This is a genomic window from Kribbella sp. NBC_00709 (genome assembly GCF_036226565.1).
In the GTDB taxonomy this organism is placed as follows: domain Bacteria; phylum Actinomycetota; class Actinomycetes; order Propionibacteriales; family Kribbellaceae; genus Kribbella.
The window spans coordinates 6,975,631-6,996,112 of record NZ_CP108996.1 but is presented as its reverse complement, the minus strand read 5'-3'; the positions used below and the strand labels follow the sequence as shown (position 1 = coordinate 6,996,112).

At 68.5% G+C, this 20,482-nt stretch carries 16 protein-coding genes; 9 read left to right on the top strand and 7 right to left on the bottom strand.

The features are described 5' to 3' along the window. Positions 1-165: 165 nt before the first annotated feature. The gene (locus OHA18_RS34200; protein ID WP_328999487.1) at positions 166-474 is read right to left on the bottom strand and encodes a transposase; all 309 of its coding nucleotides are present in this window, start codon (positions 472-474) and stop codon (positions 166-168) included. A 125-nt stretch (positions 475-599) separates the two neighbouring features. Here OHA18_RS34200 and OHA18_RS34195 point away from each other — a divergent pair, with 125 nt between their 5' ends. Further along, the gene (locus tag OHA18_RS34195; RefSeq protein ID WP_328999486.1) at positions 600-1,937 is read left to right on the top strand and encodes a tyrosine-type recombinase/integrase; all 1,338 of its coding nucleotides are present in this window, start codon (positions 600-602) and stop codon (positions 1,935-1,937) included. 13 nt (positions 1,938-1,950) lie between these two features. On the opposite strand, the gene OHA18_RS34190 is transcribed toward OHA18_RS34195, so the two are convergent. Then, complete coding sequence (locus tag OHA18_RS34190; protein WP_328999485.1) at positions 1,951-3,273, bottom strand: acyl-CoA dehydrogenase family protein; 1,323 nt, start codon at positions 3,271-3,273, stop codon at positions 1,951-1,953. Positions 3,274-3,370: 97 nt separating this feature from the next. Here OHA18_RS34190 and OHA18_RS34185 point away from each other — a divergent pair, with 97 nt between their 5' ends. From OHA18_RS34185 to OHA18_RS34170, 4 genes are read left to right on the top strand one after another with little or no spacing between them, the layout of a single operon-like run. Then, complete coding sequence (locus OHA18_RS34185) at positions 3,371-4,108, top strand: TetR/AcrR family transcriptional regulator (RefSeq protein ID WP_328999484.1); 738 nt, start codon at positions 3,371-3,373, stop codon at positions 4,106-4,108. After that, positions 4,105-5,382: an acetyl-CoA C-acetyltransferase gene (locus tag OHA18_RS34180; protein WP_328999483.1), complete on the top strand. Its 1,278-nt coding sequence runs from the start codon at positions 4,105-4,107 to the stop codon at positions 5,380-5,382. Before OHA18_RS34185 ends, OHA18_RS34180 begins: the two co-directional genes overlap by 4 nt. Before the next feature lie 8 nt (positions 5,383-5,390). Continuing rightward, on the top strand, positions 5,391-6,737 hold the full coding sequence (locus tag OHA18_RS34175; protein WP_328999482.1) for a 3-oxoacyl-ACP reductase: 1,347 nt from the start codon (positions 5,391-5,393) through the stop codon (positions 6,735-6,737). Between the two features lies 1 nt (position 6,738). Next, a complete protein-coding gene (locus OHA18_RS34170; protein ID WP_328999481.1) occupies positions 6,739-7,596 on the top strand; it encodes a MaoC/PaaZ C-terminal domain-containing protein in 858 nt (285 codons plus the stop codon). On the opposite strand, the gene thrS is transcribed toward OHA18_RS34170, so the two are convergent. The 3 genes from thrS to OHA18_RS34155 all read right to left on the bottom strand — a co-directional run bounded on the left by thrS (position 7,562) and on the right by OHA18_RS34155 (position 10,748). After that, positions 7,562-8,797 (bottom strand): threonine--tRNA ligase, encoded by a 1,236-nt coding sequence (gene thrS, locus OHA18_RS34165; RefSeq protein WP_328999480.1) that lies wholly within the window; start codon positions 8,795-8,797, stop codon positions 7,562-7,564. The genes OHA18_RS34170 and thrS overlap by 35 nt on opposite strands. A 150-nt stretch (positions 8,798-8,947) precedes the next feature. Continuing rightward, positions 8,948-9,793: an acyl-CoA thioesterase gene (locus tag OHA18_RS34160; RefSeq protein WP_328999479.1), complete on the bottom strand. Its 846-nt coding sequence runs from the start codon at positions 9,791-9,793 to the stop codon at positions 8,948-8,950. A gap of 40 nt (positions 9,794-9,833) precedes the next feature. Then, the gene (locus tag OHA18_RS34155) at positions 9,834-10,748 is read right to left on the bottom strand and encodes a proteasome assembly chaperone family protein (protein WP_328999478.1); all 915 of its coding nucleotides are present in this window, start codon (positions 10,746-10,748) and stop codon (positions 9,834-9,836) included. Positions 10,749-10,922: 174 nt separating this feature from the next. On the opposite strand from OHA18_RS34155, the gene OHA18_RS34150 reads away from it, so the two are divergent. The 3 genes from OHA18_RS34150 to OHA18_RS34140 are packed head-to-tail and all read left to right on the top strand — an operon-like array spanning position 10,923 to position 14,419. Further along, entirely contained in the window at positions 10,923-11,939 is a 1,017-nt protein-coding gene (locus tag OHA18_RS34150; protein ID WP_328999477.1) for a hydroxyacid dehydrogenase, read from the top strand. Then, entirely contained in the window at positions 11,936-13,840 is a 1,905-nt protein-coding gene (locus tag OHA18_RS34145; RefSeq protein WP_328999476.1) for a DUF2264 domain-containing protein, read from the top strand. Before OHA18_RS34150 ends, OHA18_RS34145 begins: the two co-directional genes overlap by 4 nt. A gap of 51 nt (positions 13,841-13,891) precedes the next feature. Continuing rightward, complete coding sequence (locus OHA18_RS34140) at positions 13,892-14,419, top strand: ferritin (RefSeq protein WP_328999475.1); 528 nt, start codon at positions 13,892-13,894, stop codon at positions 14,417-14,419. 172 nt (positions 14,420-14,591) lie between these two features. Here OHA18_RS34140 and OHA18_RS34135 read toward each other — a convergent pair whose 3' ends face one another. Both OHA18_RS34135 and OHA18_RS34130 read right to left on the bottom strand, forming a co-directional pair. After that, complete coding sequence (locus tag OHA18_RS34135) at positions 14,592-16,301, bottom strand: DUF2207 domain-containing protein (protein ID WP_328999474.1); 1,710 nt, start codon at positions 16,299-16,301, stop codon at positions 14,592-14,594. Positions 16,302-16,336: 35 nt separating this feature from the next. Next, complete coding sequence (locus OHA18_RS34130; RefSeq protein ID WP_328999473.1) at positions 16,337-18,223, bottom strand: DUF2207 domain-containing protein; 1,887 nt, start codon at positions 18,221-18,223, stop codon at positions 16,337-16,339. A 120-nt stretch (positions 18,224-18,343) separates the two neighbouring features. Here OHA18_RS34130 and OHA18_RS34125 point away from each other — a divergent pair, with 120 nt between their 5' ends. After that, complete coding sequence (locus OHA18_RS34125; RefSeq protein WP_328999472.1) at positions 18,344-20,482, top strand: elongation factor G-like protein EF-G2; 2,139 nt, start codon at positions 18,344-18,346, stop codon at positions 20,480-20,482.

Genomic DNA, 20,482 nt, shown 5'->3' with positions numbered 1-20,482 from the left:
CCCCGGGACCGCGCGAGGCGGGCACGCCTCAATCGAGCACGATGGCAGGCTCCTATCAAGCCACATCCCCACGCGCCCTGGGAGCCCGGCGGAGCCGCACATCGAGGACAAGCCATCGAACTGCGAGGCAGCAAAGAAACGAGCGAACCCCGCCAGGCACCACGATCATGGCATTGACGCGAAGAAAGCCGTGGCCCGCTTGAGAATCTCGACATCCTCACGCAGCCGGCGAGCCTCCCGCCGCAACTGGTTGAGCTCTTCTCGCTCGCTCGTGGTCAACCCGCCATCACCGGTGCCGGCGTCACGCTCGGCCTGGTTCAACCACTGCCGGACCGCGGTCTCGGTCAAATCGAAGTCCTTCGCGACCTGACCCACCGACCGGTCGCCACGCTGACACAGCTCGACGATCTCGGCCTTGAACTCAGGCGTGAACGAACGACGAGGCCGCGGCTTCTTCTTGCCCATGGACTCCATGATGAACATCCTTCCGGAGCACAAGCTCCTGATCTCGGATGTCCGTCAAAACGGGGCAGCCCCAGAATCTCTCTGTGCCTCAAGCGTTGAGCTCCCGCACATCAGCTACGGGCGGAGGCGCGGCAATGGCGTATGTGAAGGATCTGTGGACTCGGGGCGTGAGGCAGCCGGATGGGACGACGCTGCGGGTCCGGAATGCCAGGTGGGGGCACGGGAAGCGGTGGTTGGCGGGGTGGGTGGATCCGGAGGGGCGGGAGCGGACGAAGGCCTTCACCACGAAAGCGCCGGCCGAGCGGCATGCGAATGCTATGGAGACGGATCGGGAGCGTGGGGAGTACATCGATCCGGAGGCTGGGAAGGTGCGGTTTGGGGAGGTTGCGGAGCGGTGGTTGGCTTCGCGGGTGGTCGATCCGACTTCGGTGATCAGGTACGAGTCGGCGTTGAGGTTGCATGTGGATCCGGTGTTTGGGCGGCGGCAGTTGCGGACTATCAAGCCTTCTGAGATCGCGGCTTGGATCGCTGATCTGGATGCGCGGTTCGGGCCGTCTACCGCGCGTACGGCGTACCTCGTCTTGCATGGAACGCTCGAGATCTCTGTCGATGACGAGGCCATCAAGAAGAACCCCGCCAAGGGTCGGGCGGTGAAGGTGCCTGCGGAGAAGAGCGGGAGGACGGTTGCCTGGAGCGATGATGTGGTGCTCCGGATCGTTGAAGGGCACGCGGCGGAGTACCGGCCAATCGCGTCCGTCGGAGCGGCGTGTGGGCTGCGGCAGGGCGAGCTGTTCGGGTTGGCAGAGGAGGACGTCGACTTCGACGAGATGGTCATTCATGTGCGGCGGCAGGTGAAGAAGCTTGGGCGGGAGTTTGTGTTCGCGTTGCCGAAGAACGACACCGAGCGGACGGTGCCTATGTCTGACGGGACGGCCCTGATACTCAAGGAGCACATCGAGGCTCGCGAGCCACGCCCGTACACCTTGCCCTGGGAGAAGACAGACGGTGAGCCGCGGACCGTCAGGCTCCTGTTCAGGTGGACCGATGACAAGCACATTCGGGCTCGGACGTACGACGAGTTGGTCTGGAAGCCGGCGTTGTTCTATGCGGGTGTGATTGCGGAGCCGAAGACGGATCGGCGCGGGCGGCGGCAGTACGTGTCTAGCCGGGAGAACGGCATGCATGCGCTGCGGCACTACTTCGCGAGTATCACTCTCGCGGATGGGGTCAACATCAAGGAGCTGGCCGAGTACCTAGGCCACAGCAACCCGGGGTTCACGCTCAGGTTGTACACCCACATGCTGCCGTCATCGCATGAGCGGGCGCGGAAGGCTGTGGACTCGAGGCTCGCCAAGCTCTTCGCTCTGAAATCTCACGGAGCAGTCACGGAACAGGCCGCCGTACGCTCCCCCGCTACCTCTTGGGAGCCGGTCGGCGGCCTGCACCTAGAAGACCCTGGAATCAGTCTCTGACCTGCGGAAACGTCTACCTGATGCGCATGCCTGAGATCGCGCGGGCGATGACTAGGCGCTGGATTTCGGAGGTGCCTTCGAAGATGGTGTAGATCTTGGCGTCTCGGTGCATGCGTTCTACTGGGTATTCGCGGGTGTAGCCGTTGCCGCCGAGGATCTGGATGGCTTCTTCGGTGACCTTGACCGCTACTTCGCCGGCCTTGAGTTTGGCCATGGAGCCTTCGCCGTGGCGGTAGTCGGGGGTTTCGCCTCGCATCAGGGCGGCGGACATGTTGGCGGCTCGCCAGACCAGGAGGCGGGCGGCGTCGATCTCCAGGGCCATGTCGGCGAGTTTGAAGGCGATGCCTTGGTTGTCGATGATCGGGCGGCCGAATTGTTCGCGGGTCTTGGCGTAGTCGAGGGCTACTTCGTAGGCGGCGCGGGCGATGCCGATGGCTTGGGCGCCGACGATGTGGCGGGTCATCTCGAAGGTGGCCATCGAGGCGTTGCGGCCGGACGAGCTGCCATTTCCGGCGGCAGCCTCGCGGGCTCGGGCCAGACGTTCGTCCAGTTTTTGCTTGCCGCCCAGGACGTTTGCGGCGGGGATGCGGACGTTGTCGAAGAAGACGTCGGCGGTGTGCGAGGCGCGGAGGCCGTGTTTGCGGAGCTTCGTGCCCATCTGCAGTCCGTGTACCTCGGTCCGCGGTACGACGAATGCCGCCTGGCCCTTCGTACCAAGGGAAGGATCGACCGTCGCGACCACCACGTGGATGTCCGCGATCCCGCCGTTCGTCGCCCAGGCCTTCTGCCCGTTGATCACCCACTCGTCAGTGGCGGAGTCATACACGGCCCGCGTGCGGATCGCCGACACGTCCGAGCCGGCGCCAGGCTCGGACGAGCAGAAAGCAGCCACCTGTACGTCGTCCACCGTGCCGTAGCAGCGGCCCATCCACTGGCTCCACTGCTCCGGGGTGCCGTTGGAGAAGATCGCCGACGATGCCAGACCGGTGCCCTTGAGCGACATCCCGATGCCGGCGTCGCCCCAGAAGAGCTCCTCGTGGACCAGCGGCATCAGCAATCCGGACGGATCGACGAACAAGTTCACGTTAGCGTCGAGACCGTACAGACCGATCTTGGCGGCCTCCTGGATCACCGGCCACGGGGTTTCCTCGCGCTCGTCCCACTCGGCCGCGGCCGGGCGGATCACGTCGGCGGCGAAGGTGTGGGCCCAGTCGCGGATCTCCTTCTGCTCCTCGTTCAGAGCGAGTGAGAAGGAACTCCAGCCCGGCTTGGACCGCTCGGCGCCGAGCTCACCGGCCAGAGACATCACGTCCGCGGACACAACAGGGTCAGCCATCAACATCCTCCGACGAGCAAACAGGGGCAGTACGATGTTACCGACGAGTGTAACCGTCGTTTGCACCAAGGGGTACCACTGTGGCTAAGATCGGTCCATGAGCTCCGCGCTGCTCGCGATCGGACGCCGCCGGACCACGGCGGAGCGTCGTCGCGACCGGGAGCGGGAGATCATCCGCGCGACCCGCGAACTGTTCGACGAGCGGGGCTCGATCGACGCCCAGATCGACGATATCGCCAAGCGGGTCGGGATCAACAAGGCGCTCATCTACCGGCACTTCGCCGGCAAGGAGGAGCTGTTCGCGCTCACCTTGGTCGACTACCTCGGCGAGCTGGACGAACGCCTCACCGCCAAGGACAACGCCCGCCGCGCACCGCTCAACCGCCTCAAGGCGCTCAGTGAGGCATTCGTCGACTTCTGCCTGGCGTACCCCGCCTTCACCGACTGCGCGATGAGCCTGCTGCGACGTACCGGCGAAGAGCTGTTCGGCGAGATCACCGAGCCGGTGATGATCAAGCTGGGTACGGCGATGGCCGCGCCGCTCGACCGGATCGCGGCGATCCTCGCGGCCGGCCAGCGCACCGGTGTGTTCGACGAGGTCGACACCGCCTACCTGGCCAATCACCTGTACACGCAGACACTCGGATCGTTGCATATGGCAAGGGTCGGGCTGATCGTGTCGAGCGGGCAACCAGGACATCCGGTGGTGCATCACGCGGATGTCGGTACCGTGCGAGAGACTGCCATCACCGCGACCCTGGCGACCGCTGTGGGACGTATAGCACTCAAGCGACCTTCCGCCACCGCACGAAAGTCCAAAGGAGAGACATCGTGACCGAGACCCGCAAGGTGGCCGTCGTCGCCGGAAACCGGATTCCGTTCGCCCGGCAGGACAAGACGTACCGGCACGCGTCCAACTCCGACATGCTCACCGCAGCGCTCAACGGCCTCGTCGACCGGGCCGGGCTCGGCGGTCAGGAGGTCGGTGAGGTGGTCGCCGGCGCGGTCCTCAAGCACGCCCGCGACTGGAACATGGTCCGCGAGGTGGTCCTCGGTTCCAAGCTCGCGGCCACCACCCCGGCGTACGACATCCAGCAGGCCTGCGGCACCGGGCTCGAGGCGGCCATCCTGGTCGGCAACAAGATCGCGCTCGGCCAGATCGACGCGGGCATCGCGGGTGGCGTCGACACCGCCTCCGACGCGCCGGTCGCGGTCAACGACCACCTGCGCAACGTGCTGCTCGACCTCAACCGCGCCAAGACGTATCCGGACCGCCTGAAGGTCCTCGCCCGCGTCCGCCCGAAGGACGTCGTGCCGGAGATCCCCCGCAACGCCGAGCCGCGCACCGGCAAGTCGATGGGCGATCACGCCGCGCTGACCGCGCTCGAGTGGGGCATCACCCGGGAGGCGCAGGACGAGCTCGCGTACAACTCCCACATCAACCTCGCGAAGTCCTACGACCGCGGCTTCCAGAACGACCTGATCACGCCGTACCTGGGCCTGGAGAAGGACCAGAACCTGAGGCCCGACACGACGCTGGAGAAGCTCGCCAAGCTCCGGACCGTGTACGGCAAGGGCGAGACCGCGACGATGACCGCCGGCAACTCGACCCCGCTGACCGACGGCGCCTCGGCCGTCCTGCTCAGCACCGACGAGTGGGCCGCCGAGCACGGCCTCCGCCCGCTCGCCTACCTCACCCACTCGCAGACCGCCGCGGTCGACTACGTGAAGGGCGCCGAGGGCCTCCTGATGGCGCCCGCGTACGCCGTCCCTCGCATGCTGGCCAGAGCCGGACTGAGCCTCCAGGACTTCGACTACTACGAGATCCACGAGGCGTTCGCCTCCCAGGTGCTGTCCACGTTGAAGGCGTGGGAGGATCCGATCTTCTGCAAGGAGCGGCTCGGCCTGGACGCACCGCTCGGCGAGATCGACCGGGACAAGCTGAACGTGAACGGCAGCTCGCTGGCCGCGGGTCACCCGTTCGCGGCGACCGGCGGGCGGATCGTCGCCGCGCTGGCCAAGCAACTGGACGAGAACGGCGGCGGCCGGGGCCTGATCTCGATCTGCGCCGCCGGCGGCCAGGGTGTCGTCGCCATCCTCGAGAAGTAGGAGCTGAGATGACGGACCGCTACCAGACCTTCACCCGCACACCGCTCGGGCAGACCCTGGTCAAGAACCTCGGCCTGCCTGACCCGACGCCACTGCAGCGCTGGGTCGAGGGGTCGCCGGTGATCGACGGACCGGTCGTCTTCGGCGCGATCGGCGAAACCGACGCCGGCAAGGCGATCCAGGCCCTGCTGCGCGACATCGGAGCCTCGTTCAGTACTGCGACCGAAGGCGTCGCGTCGATCGGGATCCGCCCGAAGGCGCTCGTCTTCGACGCGACCGGCGCAGCCACGACCGCGGACCTGACCAGCCTGCAGCGCTTCTTCTCCCCCGTCATCCGCCAGCTCGCCGCGGCCGGCCGCGTGATCGTCGTCGGCCGGACGCCGGAGCTCGCGACGTCCACCGGGCAGCAGGTCGCACAGCGCGCACTCGAAGGCTTCACCCGCAGCCTCGGCAAGGAGGTGAAGCGCGGCGCCACGGTCAACCTCGTGTACGTCGCCCCGGACGCCCACGAGCAACTCGACTCGACGCTCCGCTTCTTCCTCTCCCCCAAGTCGGCGTACGTCGACGGTCAGGTGGCGCGGATCGGGACCGGTCCGCTCGTCAGCAACGACCCGGCCAGGCCGCTCGCCGGCCGGACGGCGCTCGTGACCGGCGCAGCCCGTGGAATCGGGGCGGCGATCGCGGAGACCCTCGCCCGCGACGGCGCGACCATCATCGGCGTCGACGTACCGCAGAACGCGGATCCGCTGCGCAAGGTCATGAGCAGACTCGGCGGCTCCGAGCTTCTGCTCGACGTCACCGCGGTCGACGCTGCGCAACGGATCGCGGCGCACGCCCAGGAGCAGTACGGCGGGCTCGACATCGTCGTCCACAACGCCGGCATCACGCGGGACAAGCGGCTCGCGAACATGCGGACCGACACCTGGGACGCGGTCCTCGACGTGAACCTCCGCGCCCCGGAGCGCATCACGCAGCACCTGGTCGAGTCCGGTGCGCTCAAGGACGGCGGCTCGATCATCGGCGTCTCGTCGATGGCCGGGATCGCGGGCAACAACGGCCAGACGAACTACGCGACCTCGAAGGCCGGCGTGATCGGTCTGGTCCAGGCGCTCGCGCCGAAGCTGGCCGATCGGAACATCCGGATCAACGCCGTCGCGCCCGGGTTCATCGAGACCGAGATGACCGCGAAGATCCCGTTCACGATCCGCGAGGTCGGCCGCCGGATCAACTCCCTGCAACAGGGCGGCCTGCCCATCGACGTGGCCGAAACCATCGCCTGGTTCGCGGATCCGGCGTCGGCCGGCGTCACCGGCAACGTGGTCCGGGTCTGCGGCCAGAGCATGCTGGGCGCCTGACATGCCGACCCGACGGTACGACGACTCGCCGAAGTTCGGCCAGCTCTACGCCCGGACGGTCCGCGCAACCCTCAGGAGAGCCGACTACGAGCCGAACGAGGACGGCCTGACGCTCGAGCTGCCCCGGTCGGCGATCGACCAGGACCACCTCACGGCGTACCGCGACGTCACCGGGTTCCAGGCCGGGCCGGCACTGCCGTCGACGTACCCGCATGTGCTGGCGTTCCCGCTGCACCTGGACCTGATGTCCGACCCCTCGTTCCCGTACAAGCCGATGGGGATCGTGCATCTGTCCAACACGATCACGCAGAAGCAGCCGATCCCGATCCACGCCGAGCCGTCGATCCGCGTGCACAGTACGCCGGAACGCCCGCACCCGAAGGGCACCGTCTTCGACGTGATCAGCGAGGTCTTCGTCGACCACGAGCTGGTGTGGAGCGATCTCACCACGCTGCTCAGCCGCACGGCCGGGACCCCGGGCGCGCACGCGGACCTGCTGCCCGACCCGGTCCTCCCGGCCGACGCGTGGTGGGACCTGCGCGGCAACCTCGGCCGCCGGTACGCCGCCGCGTCCGGCGACCGGAACCCGATCCACCTGTTCAAGCTGACCGCGCAGGCGTTCGGATTCCCGCGCCAGATCGCGCACGGGATGTGGGCCAAGGCTGCCGCGCTCGCGTCCATTCAGCGCGCCGGGCACCTGCCCGACGCCTTCACGGTCCGCGTCGACTTCCGCAAGCCATTACTGCTGCCGTCCCGGGTCCAGTTCGGGTACCAGCAGACCGGCAAGACGGTCGACTTCGCGCTGTACGACGAGTCGCACGAGGTCACTCACCTGATCGGACAGCTGCAGGCAAACTGATTTTCGCGATCCGGTCGAGCACCTCCCCGATCGGCGCCGGCTCGTGCTTCCCGCCGTCGCGCTCGCGGATCGCCAGCTCGCCGGCGGCGTCCTCGCGGGCGCCGATGACCGCCTGGTACGGCGCCAACCGGTTCTCGCGGATCCGGGCGCCGAGGCTGCCCTCGTCGGCATGCGCGATCTCGACCCGCAGACCGCGATCCGACGCCCGCCGCGCGACCTCGACCGCACGCTTCTCCTCGTCGTCGGAGATCGGGAGTACGACGAGCTGCACCGGCGCGAGCCACGCCGGGAACGCGCCGCCGTGCACCTCGATCAGCTGTGCCATCGCCCGCTCGATGCTGCCGACGATCGCCCGGTGCACCATCACCGGCCGATGCTTGTTGCTGTCGGCACCGACGTACTCGAGGCCGAACGCGGCCGGCTGATGGAAGTCGATCTGGACGGTCGACAGACTGAACTCGCGGCCGGCCGAATCCTCCACCTGGATGTCGATCTTCGGCCCGTAGAAGGCCGCGTCACCGGGCGCATCCTCGTAGTCGATGCCCGCATCCTTGAGCACGTCGCGAAGGATCCCGGCGGCCTGCGCCCAACTCGCGGCGTCACCGACGTACTTGCTCGATGGACTGTTGAACTCGGCGTCCTCCGCGGGCAGCGCCAGGACGTACCGGGACGCGCTGATGCCCATGTCGGCGTACGCCTGGTTGATCAGCCGGAGAGCGCTCTCTGCCTCTCCCGCGACCTGGTCGAGCCGGCAGAAGATGTGCGCGTCGTTCAGCTGCATCGCCCGGACCCGGCTGAGGCCGGCGATCGCGCCGGAGAGTTCGGCGCGGTACTGGCCGCCGAGCTCGGAGTACCGGAGCGGGAGTTCGCGGTAGCTGTGCGAGCGGGAGCGGTACATGAGCGCGTGATGCGGGCAGATGCTGGGCCGCAGTACTAGTTGCTCACCGCCCATATCCATCGGCGGGTACATGTCGTCGTGGTACTTCGCCCAGTGCCCCGAGATCTCGTACAGCTCTCGCTTGCCGAGCACGGGCGAATAGACCTGCTGGTAGCCGGCTCTTCGCTCGACCTCGGCGATGTAGCTCTCCAAGGCGTGCCGGACCGCGGCACCGGCGGGCAGCCAGTAGGGCAGGCCCGCGCCGATCAACGGGTCGGAGTCGAACAGGCCGAGCTCGCGGCCGATCTTGCGGTGGTCGTACATGGTGGTCACTCCTTTGTGAGTCAGGGCGAGCCACCACGGGAACGACGAAGCCCCGGGGCACTCGCCCCGGGGCTTCGGTAGACAGTCAGATGTCAGCGCGCCGGGACGAACCTCGGCGTCGTCGTCACTACTGCGCGCTTGATCACGTTTCTACGTTAGCAGATCAGAGTCCAGACCGACGGGCCTGATCAGACCTTCCTGGGCTACTGATGCGATCAGGCCGCCGGACTGGGTGTAGAGGCGGCCCGTGGCGAAGCCTCGCGCGCCGGAGGCCGACGGAGACGCCTGGTCGTACAGGAGCCACTCGTCGGCACGGAACGGACGGTGGAACCAGAGCGCGTGGTCCAGGGACGCCGGCTGGATGCGACGGTCGCCGATCACGATGCCGTGCGGTAGCAGGCTGGCGCCCAGCAGCGTGAGGTCGCTGGCATAGGCGAGGACGCACGCGTGCAGCGCGGGATCGTCGGGAAGCTTGCCGGCGGCACGGATCCAGAACTGCCGGCCGGTGACCCCGGCCAGGCGTACGTCGAGCGCCGCCCATTCGCGATCCCAATCCGCGGCGGGCCGGCCCGAGCGAGCCTCGAGCACGGTCGCGAGCCGGGGCGCCTCCTCCGGCGGTACGACGTCGTCCGGCATCGGATCCTGGTGGTCGAGGCCGGGCTCCGGGCGCTGGAACGACGCTGACATGTAGAAGATCGGCTTGCCGTTCTGCGAGGCCACCACTCGCCGGCTGCTGAACGACCCACCGTCGCGGGTCGGCTCCGGCCGGTACACGATCGGTACGGACGTGTCGCCGGCGCGCAGGAAGTACCCGTGCAGGGAATGCACCAGGCGTTCCGGGTCGACCGTGCGGCTCGCGGCGGCCAGCGCCTGTCCTAGCACCTGACCGCCGAACACCCGTTGCATCGAGGTCTGCGGCTGACGACCCCGGAACAGGTCGACGTCGATCATCTCGAGGTCGAGCAGCTCGACCAGATCCTCCAGCGACTCAGGCATGCCTCATCCTGACAGGCCGCCGGCCCGGATCTGCAACGGGTCAGTCGTTGTCTTCGCGGTTGAGCTCGGCCAGGAACTGCTCCACCTCGGCGCCGAGCTCATCCGCGGACGGAGTGGAGTCGGCCAGGAGGCTCTTGCGGCTCACGGAGCCTTCGGCGGCGTCGTACTGCGTTTCCAGCGCCTTGACGACTGCGCTTGCGTCCTCGGAGGCGTCGACCTGCTCGTCGACCAGCCGACCGGTGACGGCGGCCTCGTCGAGCAGGGCCTTGCTAGGGAGGAGCAGGCCGGTCGCGGCGGAGATCGCGTGCACCAGGGCCAGCGCGGCACCCGGGAAGCGGTTCTCGGCCAGGTAGTGCGGGACGTGCACGGCGAAGCCCATCGCATCCTTGCCCGCCTCACCGAGGCGCACCTGGAGCAGAGTGCCGGCGCTCGCGGGCAGCACCATCTCGCCGTCCCAGATGTTCGAGCGGGTGACGAGCTCGGGCCGCGTCGCGTGCGCGGTCAGGCCGAGCGGCCGGGTGTGCGGCACGCCCATCGGGATGCCGTGGACGCCGACCGTGAGGGTCACGTTGTACCGCTCGATCAGCTGCCGGACTGCTCCGGCGAACCGGTCCCAGTGGTTGTCGGGCTCGGAGCCCTCGAGCAGCAAGAACTCAACCCCGGCGTCGTCGGTCACGATGTGCAGGCTGAGGTGCGGCGGGGTGTAGTCGGTGAACCGGTCCTCGGCGAACGTCACCTCAGGCCGCCGGGCCCGGTAGTCGTGCAGGAGGTCGATGTCGAACCGCGCCAGCAGCCGGTGGTCGAGCACCTCGAGCAGGTGATCAGCGGTCACCCGGCCCGCCTGGCCCGCGTCCATGAACCCGTCCAGTGAATGCACCATGACCTTCGGCGTCGCCGCCGGGCCGGTAGCCACCGACTCGTCGACGATCTCGTAGAGGTCGTCCGGTCGCAGCATCGTCGTTCTCCTTCATGGTTGCCAACAGGGCGGTCAGGCCCCTCTATCCTGCCCTCTCCTGATGACAACGCCCAACGCATTCCAACACATTCCGGCCTGGCGGAACATTCAGGATGTTCCAAGACTCGGCGGTCGGCGCGACAGCTTGGGAAAGCGCTTGCTAGGTTGGTCGTCGTGAGCAGCGAACCAGATTCCGCCTTGACCGTCATGCTGGCGATGCACGACGACGCGATGGCCCGCGTCCTGGTGCCGCGGGTCCGGCAGCGGCTCGAGGAGATCGCCACCGTGCTCCCGGTCGGTCCGGGGACCAGCTTCCTCGCCGACCCCGCCGTCCGGGCGGCGCTGCCGGACGTCGACGTACTGCTCACCGGCTGGGGCTGCCCGCGGATCGGTCCGGAGGTCCTCGAGGCGGCGCCGAAGCTGCAGGCGATCCTGCATGCCGCCGGCTCGGTCAAGGCGATCGTCGACCCGGCCGCGTTCGACCGCGGCATCCAGGTGTCGTCGGCGGCCACCGCGAACGCGCAGCCGGTCGCCGAGTTCACGGTCGCGGCGATCGTGCTCGCCGGCAAGCGGGCGTTCCGCCTCGCGGCGCAGTACCGGACCGAGCGGCGGAAGGCGGACCCGCACGGGATGCCGGGCAGTTACGGTACGACGGTCGGCCTGCTCGGAGCGTCACGGATCGCGAAGATGGTCGCGGAGCGGCTGCGCGGGTTCGATCTGGAGGTCCTGATCAGCGACCCGTACCTGACCGCGGACGAGGCGGCGGCGCTCGGAGCCGAACTGGTCGACAACGACGCGCTGTTCCGGCGCAGCGACATCCTCAGCGTGCACGCGCCGCTGATTCCCGAGACGGTCGGCCTGGTGGACGGGCGGCTGCTCGGTCTGCTGAAGGACGGCTCGGTGCTGATCAACACCGCCCGGGGCAAGATCATCGACGCGGAGGCGTTGCTGAGCGAGTGCGTGTCCGGTCGCATCGACGCCGTACTCGATGTCACCGATCCCGAGCCGCTGCCGCCGGACTCGCCGCTGCTCGACCTGCCGAACGTCTTCGTCACCCCGCACGTGGCCGGTGCCGTCGGCAACGAGATCGCCCGCCTCGGCGAACTCGCCGTCAGCGAACTGGAACGCCTCGCCACCGGTCAGCCCCTGCAGCACGCCGTCACCCAAACCGAACTCGGAAGGCTTGCATGACCCGCCTCGTTCTCCCCGACACCGATCGCGTGCTTTCTCGTCAGACCGGGTGGAGCCGGGCGCACTGGGAGGCGCTCGCGGATCATCTGCTCGACTCGCTGGTGCCGTACTTCTCCCCCGGCGCCTCCCTGGTCGAGCTCCCGGGCCGGCCGAGCCGATCGGGTACGGCGTCCGATGCGCTGGAAGGCTTCGCCCGGTCGTTCATGCTGGCGGCGTTCCGGATCGCCGGTGTCCAGGGCAAAGGCTGCGAGGAACTGATCGAGCGGTACGCCCGCGGTGTCGCGAACGGCGCGAACCCGGACCACCCCGAGGCCTGGCTGCGGCTCACCCCGAGGTCGCAGCAGATGGTGGAGGCCGCCGCGATCGCGGTATCGCTGCACGAGACCCGCGAATGGATCTGGGACCGGCTCGACACCCGCGCGCAGGAGCACGTCGCGGAGTGGCTCGGCGGCTTCAACGGGTCGACGACGCACGACAACAACTGGCGGCTGTTCCAGGTCGTGAGCGAGCAGTTCCTCGCCTCGGTCGGAGCGCCGTACTCGCAGGACGACATCGACGGCGGGCTCGACCGGATCGAGGACTGGTACGTCGGCGACGGGTGGTACTCCGACGGCGACGGGCAGAACTTCGACAACTACATCGGCTGGGCGATGCACCTCTACCCGGGACTGTGGGCGCGGATGGCCGCCGCGACCCCGGGCGCGCAGTACGAGGACCGGCTGAAGGCATACCGCGAACGGATCAAGCTGTTCCTGGAAGATGCGTTGTACCTCGTCGGGAACGACGGCGCGCCGATCTACCAGGGGCGATCGCTGACCTACCGGATGGCGGCCGCGACGCCATACTGGATGGGCGCGATCCTCGACTCCACTCCCCTGACGCCGGGCCAGACGCGGCGGCTGTGCTCGGGCGTCGCCCGGCACTTCGTGCAGCACGGCGTACCGGATGAGCGTGGCGTGCTGACCCTCGGGTGGTACGACACGTTCCTGCCGACGACGCAGCAGTACTCCGGACCTGGATCGCCGTACTGGGCTTCGAAGGGGTTCGTCGGGCTGATCCTGTCGCCGGAGCACCCGGTGTGGACGGACCCCGAGGACTCGGTTCCGCTCGACGACGCCGATCAGCTGCGGGCGATGCCGAAGCCGGGCTGGATCGTGCACGCGAGCCGGCACGACCAGGTCGTGCAGTTGGTGAACCACGGCGCCGACCACGCGCCGGTCGCGGAGCCTGCGGGTGTGGAGCCGGCGGGCGATCCGCATTACAACCGGCTGGCGTACGCGAACCACGCGGGGCCGGACCTGTCCGACCACGAGCCGCACATCGACAACCTGATCTCGCTGGTCTCCGCTGACGGTGCCGCCAGCGGGCGCGGGCGGATCCGGCGGCTCGGGGTGGATGAGCACAGGGCGTCCTCGTGGCAGAAGGCGTGGCTCGGAACCGAGGGTCCGTGGGCGATCGAGATCACGTCCGTGGTACACAGCGGGTGGGAGATCCGGTGTGCGCTGGTCGAGGGCCCGGCCGGTGCGTCGGTACGCAGCGGCGGGTTCGCGGTCGCCGGCGAGTCATTGCCGACGGCAACCGCTGAGGCAGTGGTGGCTTCGGCGCGGAACGACGACGGACTGGTGTCGGCGGTGGTCGGCCTGCACGGGTACGACGATGCAGGCGTGCATCGCGGGCTCGGAGTGAATCCGTTCGGTGCGCACTCGGCTACGCCGTACCTGACCGCCCCGCATCGCGGCGAGCCGTTGGTGCTGGTGAACGCCGTCCTGCTGACCCGCGACGCGTTGCGCCCGGAAGCGCTTGCCGAGGGCATCGATGTGGCCGTGGACGGTACGACGGTGCGGATCAGCCTGCCCGGCGGCGTCGAGGTGGTCGAACTGGGCCGGAACCGAATCGCTTAGGTCAGCCTCGCCAAGCGTGTGGAATCGGCCGATGGCCATTAGATTGACGCAATGAGCACGTACGAAAAACTTCTGCAGGAGCAGATCCGTAACGAATTCACGGCGTCACAGCAGTATGTGGCAGTCGCCGTCTGGTATGACGACCAGGACCTGCCACAGCTGGCCGCGCACTTCTACAAGCAGTCGCTGGAAGAGCGCAACCACGCGATGATGATGGTCCAGTACCTGCTGGACAAGGACATCCGGCCGCACATCCCGTCGGTGGGCGAGGTCGAGTCCGACTTCAAAACCGCGCTCGAGCCGCTCGAGCTCGCGCTGGCGCAGGAGATCACGGTCACCAAGCAGATCGAGACGCTGGCCCGGACGGCGCGGGACGAGAGCGACTACATCGGCGAGCAATTCATGCAGTGGTTCCTCAAGGAGCAGGTCGAGGAGGTCGCCGCGATGAAGACCCTGGTGAACGTGGCCAACCGCGCCGGCGACAACCTCTTCCACCTCGAGGACTTCCTGGCCCGCGAGGTCGTCGGCGCCGCCGGCTCCGACCCCACCGCACCCACCGCCGCAGGCGGAGCCGTCTGACGTCTCGCCTACCAGCTGCCGCCGCCCCCGCCGCCTCCGCCCCCGCCTGAGGAGCTGGAGGAACTCGAGCTGGAGAAGCCGGAGGAGGTTCCTCCTCCGGCGGACGGGGTGGGTGGCTCGGCGAAGGTGGTGGTGATGCTGTTCGCGGTCCAGCTGGACTCGTAGTAGGTGGTCACCAGGTGGGTGTGGCGGTCAGCCGGCCGGACTGGACCAACTGCCGGCAGACCTGTTGCCAACGGTCGGCGAGACCCAGGACGACGGCCCACGGCAGGTACCGGCTGAAGATGTCCTCGCCGTCCTCGAAGCGCAGCTGATCAGCCTCGGCCGTGGTGAGGTACCGGCGGAATCCGATCACCTGATCCGTCAGCGCCCGGCCCAGCGCCGTACGACGCCCGCGGCGCCGCTGGAGGATCACGTCGAGTACGCCGTTCAGCACCGCCAGCACCGGTACGACGACAACGATCGCCGGACCCAGCCAGCTGGGTGCGCCGAACTTCACCATCCACACGATCAGCCCGATCAGGCCGGCCAGCGCCGCCAGGAACACCCCGCACCCCAGCGGCACCCAGCCGTAGCCGGCCGACTCCACGACCTTCGACCGTCGCGGCATCCGGCTGTACCAGCGTCGCTCCTCGACCTGCTCCCGCAGCGCGTCGACCATGTTCTCCGCGGCCCGCGCCGGTCGGGTGTCCCCCACCGTCGGCGTCAGCAGCCGCACTTGGGCGCCCGGTTCCTGCCTTGGGAACAGCCCTTTCAGCAGCGTCTTCTCATGCGGTGCCGTCGCGGCCGCGACGTCGACCAGCACCGCCGTCCGTACGTCGTCATCGCTCTCGATCCGGATTGCGCCGCGCACGGCCAGATCGACCAGCGTCGCTGCGACCTCGGTCGTGTCCGCTTTCCCGTCGATCAGCAGCCCGCCCTCCGCGACCGCGATGTCCGGCGGGGCGAACGCGACCGGGATCTCCTTCTCGTCCAGCCGATCCATGACCGTCTGCGGCGCGAGACCTTCGGGCGGCACGGTTCCCGGCGGCATGCCGGCGTACCGGAGATCCCGGCGACGCCGGCCGAGCAGCTTGCCCGTCACGATCACGCCGAGCGTGAGCACTGCCGACAGCAGCACCACCGGCAGGTTGAGTCCGTACCGTTCGAGGACGCCCGGCGGGTCGGCGACGATCGGCGCGTCGTTGCTCACGGCACCGGATTTGATGCCCGCGACAATCGTCAGTCCCTCGCCGCGCACGACATCGGTCTCCTGCGTGAACACCGCCGTGCCCGCGCGGATGCTCTTCTCGTTGCAGCTGTCCTGCGACCCAGGCGGGCCTTCGAAGCACGCGACCTGCTGGACGCCCTGCGGCACCGTCACGCTGATCGCCACGTGATCGAGCGGCGCCTCCCAGCTGGACCCGGTCGCGTCCCAGAACAGCTCACTGTGGTCCGCGAAGTGCCGCAACCCACCTCGCACCTCATAGCTGAGCTGGTACGTCGCATCCTGGCCGGGAACCGTCTTGCCCGACGAGCCGATCTTGATCCGCAGTACCTGGTTGCGGGCCTTGTTCGTCTTCGTCGTCGAGGTGTCGAACGCGTCGGGCGCCGTCGGCGACGAGACCCGGATGTTCGACACCGCGTACTTCTGGTCCTTCGACGCGTCGTCCACGAAAGGCTCCCGGATGACCAGGTCGCGGAAGATCCCGTGCCGGTCCGGGTCGCCGAAGTGGTAGTTGATCGTCTCCGTCACGTGGAGCACCCCGTCGGCCGTGACGGTGTAGTCGATCGCCATTGTCCGCACCCGGTCACCGATGGCGGCCGACGCGGGCACGGCGTACCCGGCCAGCGCCATCGCGACCGCGAGCATGCTGACAACGACCCCGAGTGCTCGACGCATGCGCGCGACACTACCGAGCGTAGGGGCCGTGACTACTACCAGCTTCCGCCGCCTCCGCCACCGCCACCGCCGCCGGACGAGCCACCGCTGAAGCCGGAGGAGCTGCCGCCGCCACCGCCGGAGCTGGACGGGGTCGGCGGCGGGTCGAAGGTGCTTGCGACGGTCGAGCTGACCGCGCCCGCGGTCCAGCCGGAGGTGTAGTAGGACGGACCGTAGTACCAGACCGGATCCGGTGTGATCCGGCCGGCGGCGACCAGCTGCTCGCACACCCGCTGCCAGCGGTCGGCGATCCCGAAAGCGATGGCCCAGGGCAAGTACTTCGAGAAGATGTCCTCGCCTTCCTCGAACCGCAACTGGTCCGCCTCGGCCGTCGCCAGGTACTTCCGGAAGCCGATCAACTGGTCGGTCACCGCCCGCCCGGCCGGGTTCCGCCGGCCACGGCTGCGGATCGCGATCCAGATGCCGAGGGCAACGACCACCGCGACCACCGGGACCGCGATCACGATCGCCCGGCCCGCGCCGCCGGTCGCCGCCGCGGTGATCGTGCCGATGAAGCCCGCGCCGAACACCCAGATCACGATCATCGCCATGCACGCGCAGCCGAAGCCGTTCTTGAACACGGAACCGCCGCCGGCTCGCGGCATCCGCAGGTACCACCCGCGCTGCTTCACCTGCTCGCGCAGCGCGGTGATCATCGAGGTGTGCGCGGTCCGCATGGCGTTCTCTCCGACCGCGCCGCGCTCGAGCACCACCTCGGACCCCGGCTGCAGCGTCGGGAACATCCCCGACATCAGTGCCTGCTCGTGCGGTGCGGTCGCGACCGCGGGATTCAGCAGCACGGCCTTCTGCGAGTCGCCCGTGTTGTCGATCCGTACGCCGCCGCGCACCGCCATGTCGATCAGCGTCGCGGCCGTCTCGACCGTGGTCGCCTTCGCGTCGATCAGCAGGCCGCCCTCGGCGACCGGGATCCGCGGCGGCGAGAACGCGACCGGGAGCTGGTCCGTGCTCAGCTCGTCCTTGACCGGCTCGGCCGCGACCCCGTCCGGCGGGAACGTCCCCGGCGGCATCCCGGCGTACCGCTGGTCCTTGTTGCCGAGCTTGGCGTAGAGGGCGGCGGCGACGATCGCGACCGCGGTCACCAGGCCGGCGCCGATCAGCGAGAGCCAGGACAGGCCGTTGCGCTCGAGCCAGTTCGGTGGGTCGACCAGGATCGGCGTGTCGTTCTGGACCGCGCCGGCGGTGATGCCGGCGACGACCGTGAGCTGCTGCCCTCGCTGGAGCTGGGACGCGCCGAAGACGCCTTGCTGGCCGACGACCGACTTCTGCGGGCAGGTCTGCGTCGACCCGGCCTCGCCGGAGAAACAGTCGACCTGGGTGACGCCCTGCGGGACGGTGACGTTGACCGTGACCTGGTCGATCACCGCTGACCAGGCGCTACCGGTCGCATCCCAGTACAGCTCGCTGTGGTCGGCGAAGTGCCGCAGCGCGCCGCGGACGTCGTACGAGATCACGTACGTCGCCTCGTCGCCGGGGACGGTGCTGTTCGCCGAGCCGATCTTGATCTGGGTGTTCTCGTTGCGCTGGTTGTTCTCCTGGAACGTGTCCGTGGTGAACTCGGCCGAGACATTCGGTGTGGGCGTGGAGACCTTGATGTTCGAGACCTGGTACTCCTGGTCCTTCGAGTCGTCGTCCTTGTACGGCTCCCGGGTGACCAGGTCCCGATAGATGCCGTGCCGGCCGGTGCTCCCGAAGACGTAGTCGATCGTCTCGGTCACGTGCAGCACACCGTCGGCCGAGACGGTGTACTCGATCTTGAAGTTCCTGATCTCGTCACCCGCGTCCGCTGACGCCGGGACAGCGAATCCGGCCAGTGCCAGGACGGCGACCAGCGTGCTGATGACGACCCCGAGTGCCTTACGCATGCCCGCGAGACTATCCAGCGCGAGGGTCCGGAGGTGGGACCTCCGGGACGAATCCGCTACCGGATGGCTCTTGTGCGAAGTGTCCGTTAGGGGAATCGTGGGTGGACCAGGAGGAACGTCATGGCAGACAAGACGAATGCTTCCCAAGGCACCGGAGCCGCGCCCGCTGTGGACAGCCCGGCCGCCATCCGCAACGTGGTCCTGGTCGGCCCGTCCGGCTCCGGCAAGACCACCCTCGTCGAGGCCCTGCTGGTGGCCTCCGGAGTCCTGAACAGACCCGGCACCGTCCTGGACGGAACCACCGTGTGCGACTTCGACGACGCCGAGCTCCGGCAGCAGCGCTCGGTGGGCCTGTCGCTGGCCTCGCTGCCGCACGACGGCGTGAAGGTGAACCTGATCGACACCCCGGGGTACGCCGATTTCGTCGGCGAACTGCGGGCCGGCCTGCGCGCGGCCGACTGCGCGCTGTTCGTGATCTCGGCGAGCGAGGGCGTCGACGAGCCGACCAAGGCGCTGTGGCAGGAGTGCGACCAGGTCGGGATGCCGCGGGCCGTCGTGGTCACCAAGCTCGACCATGCCCGCGCCAACTACCAGAATGCGCTTGCCACCGCGCAGGGCGCGTTCGGCGACAAGGTCCTCCCGCTCTACTTGCCCGCTGGTGACGGGCTGATCGGGCTGCTCTCCCAGACGTTTTTCACCTACACCGCGGGCAAACGTTCGACCTCGGCCCCGGACGCGGCGTACGCCGACGAGATCGAGGAGCTCCGCGGCACGCTGATCGAGGGGATCATCGAGGAGTCCGAGGACGAGTCGCTGATGGACCGGTACCTCGGTGGCGAGGAGATCGACCAGAAGGTGCTGATCGAGGACCTGGAGAGAGCGGTCGCCCGCGGCTCGTTCTTCCCGGTCATCCCGGTCTGCAGTGCCTCCGGGATCGGCACGTTCGAGCTGCTCGAGGTGATCACCAGCGGGTTCCCGTCGCCGCCCGAGCACACCATCCCCGACGTGTTCACACCGCACGGCGTCGCCCGCACGGGCATGGCTTGCGACCCGGACGGGCCGCTGCTCGCCGAGGTGGTGAAGACGACGTCGGACCCGTACGTCGGGAGGGTCAGCCTGGTGCGGGTGTTCTCCGGCACCATCAGGCCCGACGCGACGGTTCACGTGTCGGGCCATTTCACGTCCTTCTTCGGTGCACACGACGGTGCGTCGCACGGGCACGAGGACCACGACGAGGACGAGCGGATCGGCGCGCTGTCGTTCCCGCTCGGCAAGACCCAGCGGCCGGCGGGGACGGTGGTCGCCGGCGACATGTGCGCGATCGGCCGGCTGACCCGGGCCGAGACCGGTGACACGCTGTCCGACAAGGTGGACCCGCTGCTGCTGAGGCCGTGGAACATGCCCGAGCCGTTGCTGCCGATCGCGGTCCAGGCGCACGCGAAGACCGACGAGGACAAGCTCGGGGTCGGGTTGCAGCGGCTGGCGGCCGAGGATCCGACGCTGCGGATCGAGCAGAACCCGGAGACCCACCAGATCGTGCTGTGGTGCATGGGCGAGGCGCACTCGGACGTCGTGCTGGATGCGCTCGCGAACCGGTACGGCGTGACCGTCGACACGGTCGAGCTCCGGGTCCCGCTGCGGGAGACGTTCCTCGGGTCGGCCAAGGGCCACGGGCGGCACGTGAAGCAGTCCGGCGGGCACGGTCAGTACGCCGTCTGCGACATCGAGGTCGCACCGCTACCGCAGGGCGGCGGGTTCGAGTTCGTCGACAAGGTGGTCGGCGGGGCGGTGCCGCGGCAGTTCATCCCGAGCGTCGAGAAGGGCGTCCGGGCGCAGATGGAGAAAGGCGTCGCGGCCGGGTATCCGATGGTCGACATCCGGGTCACGTTGCTGGACGGGAAGTCACACAGCGTCGACTCGTCCGACATGGCGTTCCAGATGGCCGGCGGGCTGGCGCTGCGCGAGGCGGCAGCCGCCTCGCGCGTCGCGATGCTCGAGCCGGTGGACCTGGTGTCGGTCCTCGTACCGGACGAGCTGGTCGGCGCGGTGATGAGCGATCTGTCCGGGCGCCGCGGTCGGTTGCTCGGCACGGACAAGGTCGGCGACGACAGGACGCTGGTGAAGGCCGAAGTACCGCAGGTGGAGATCACCCGCTACACCATCGATCTCCGGTCCCTGTCCCACGGCGCGGCCACCTTCAGCCGCCAGTTCTCCCGCTACGAAGCAATGCCGGACTCCGCGGCGTCCAAGGTGAAATGA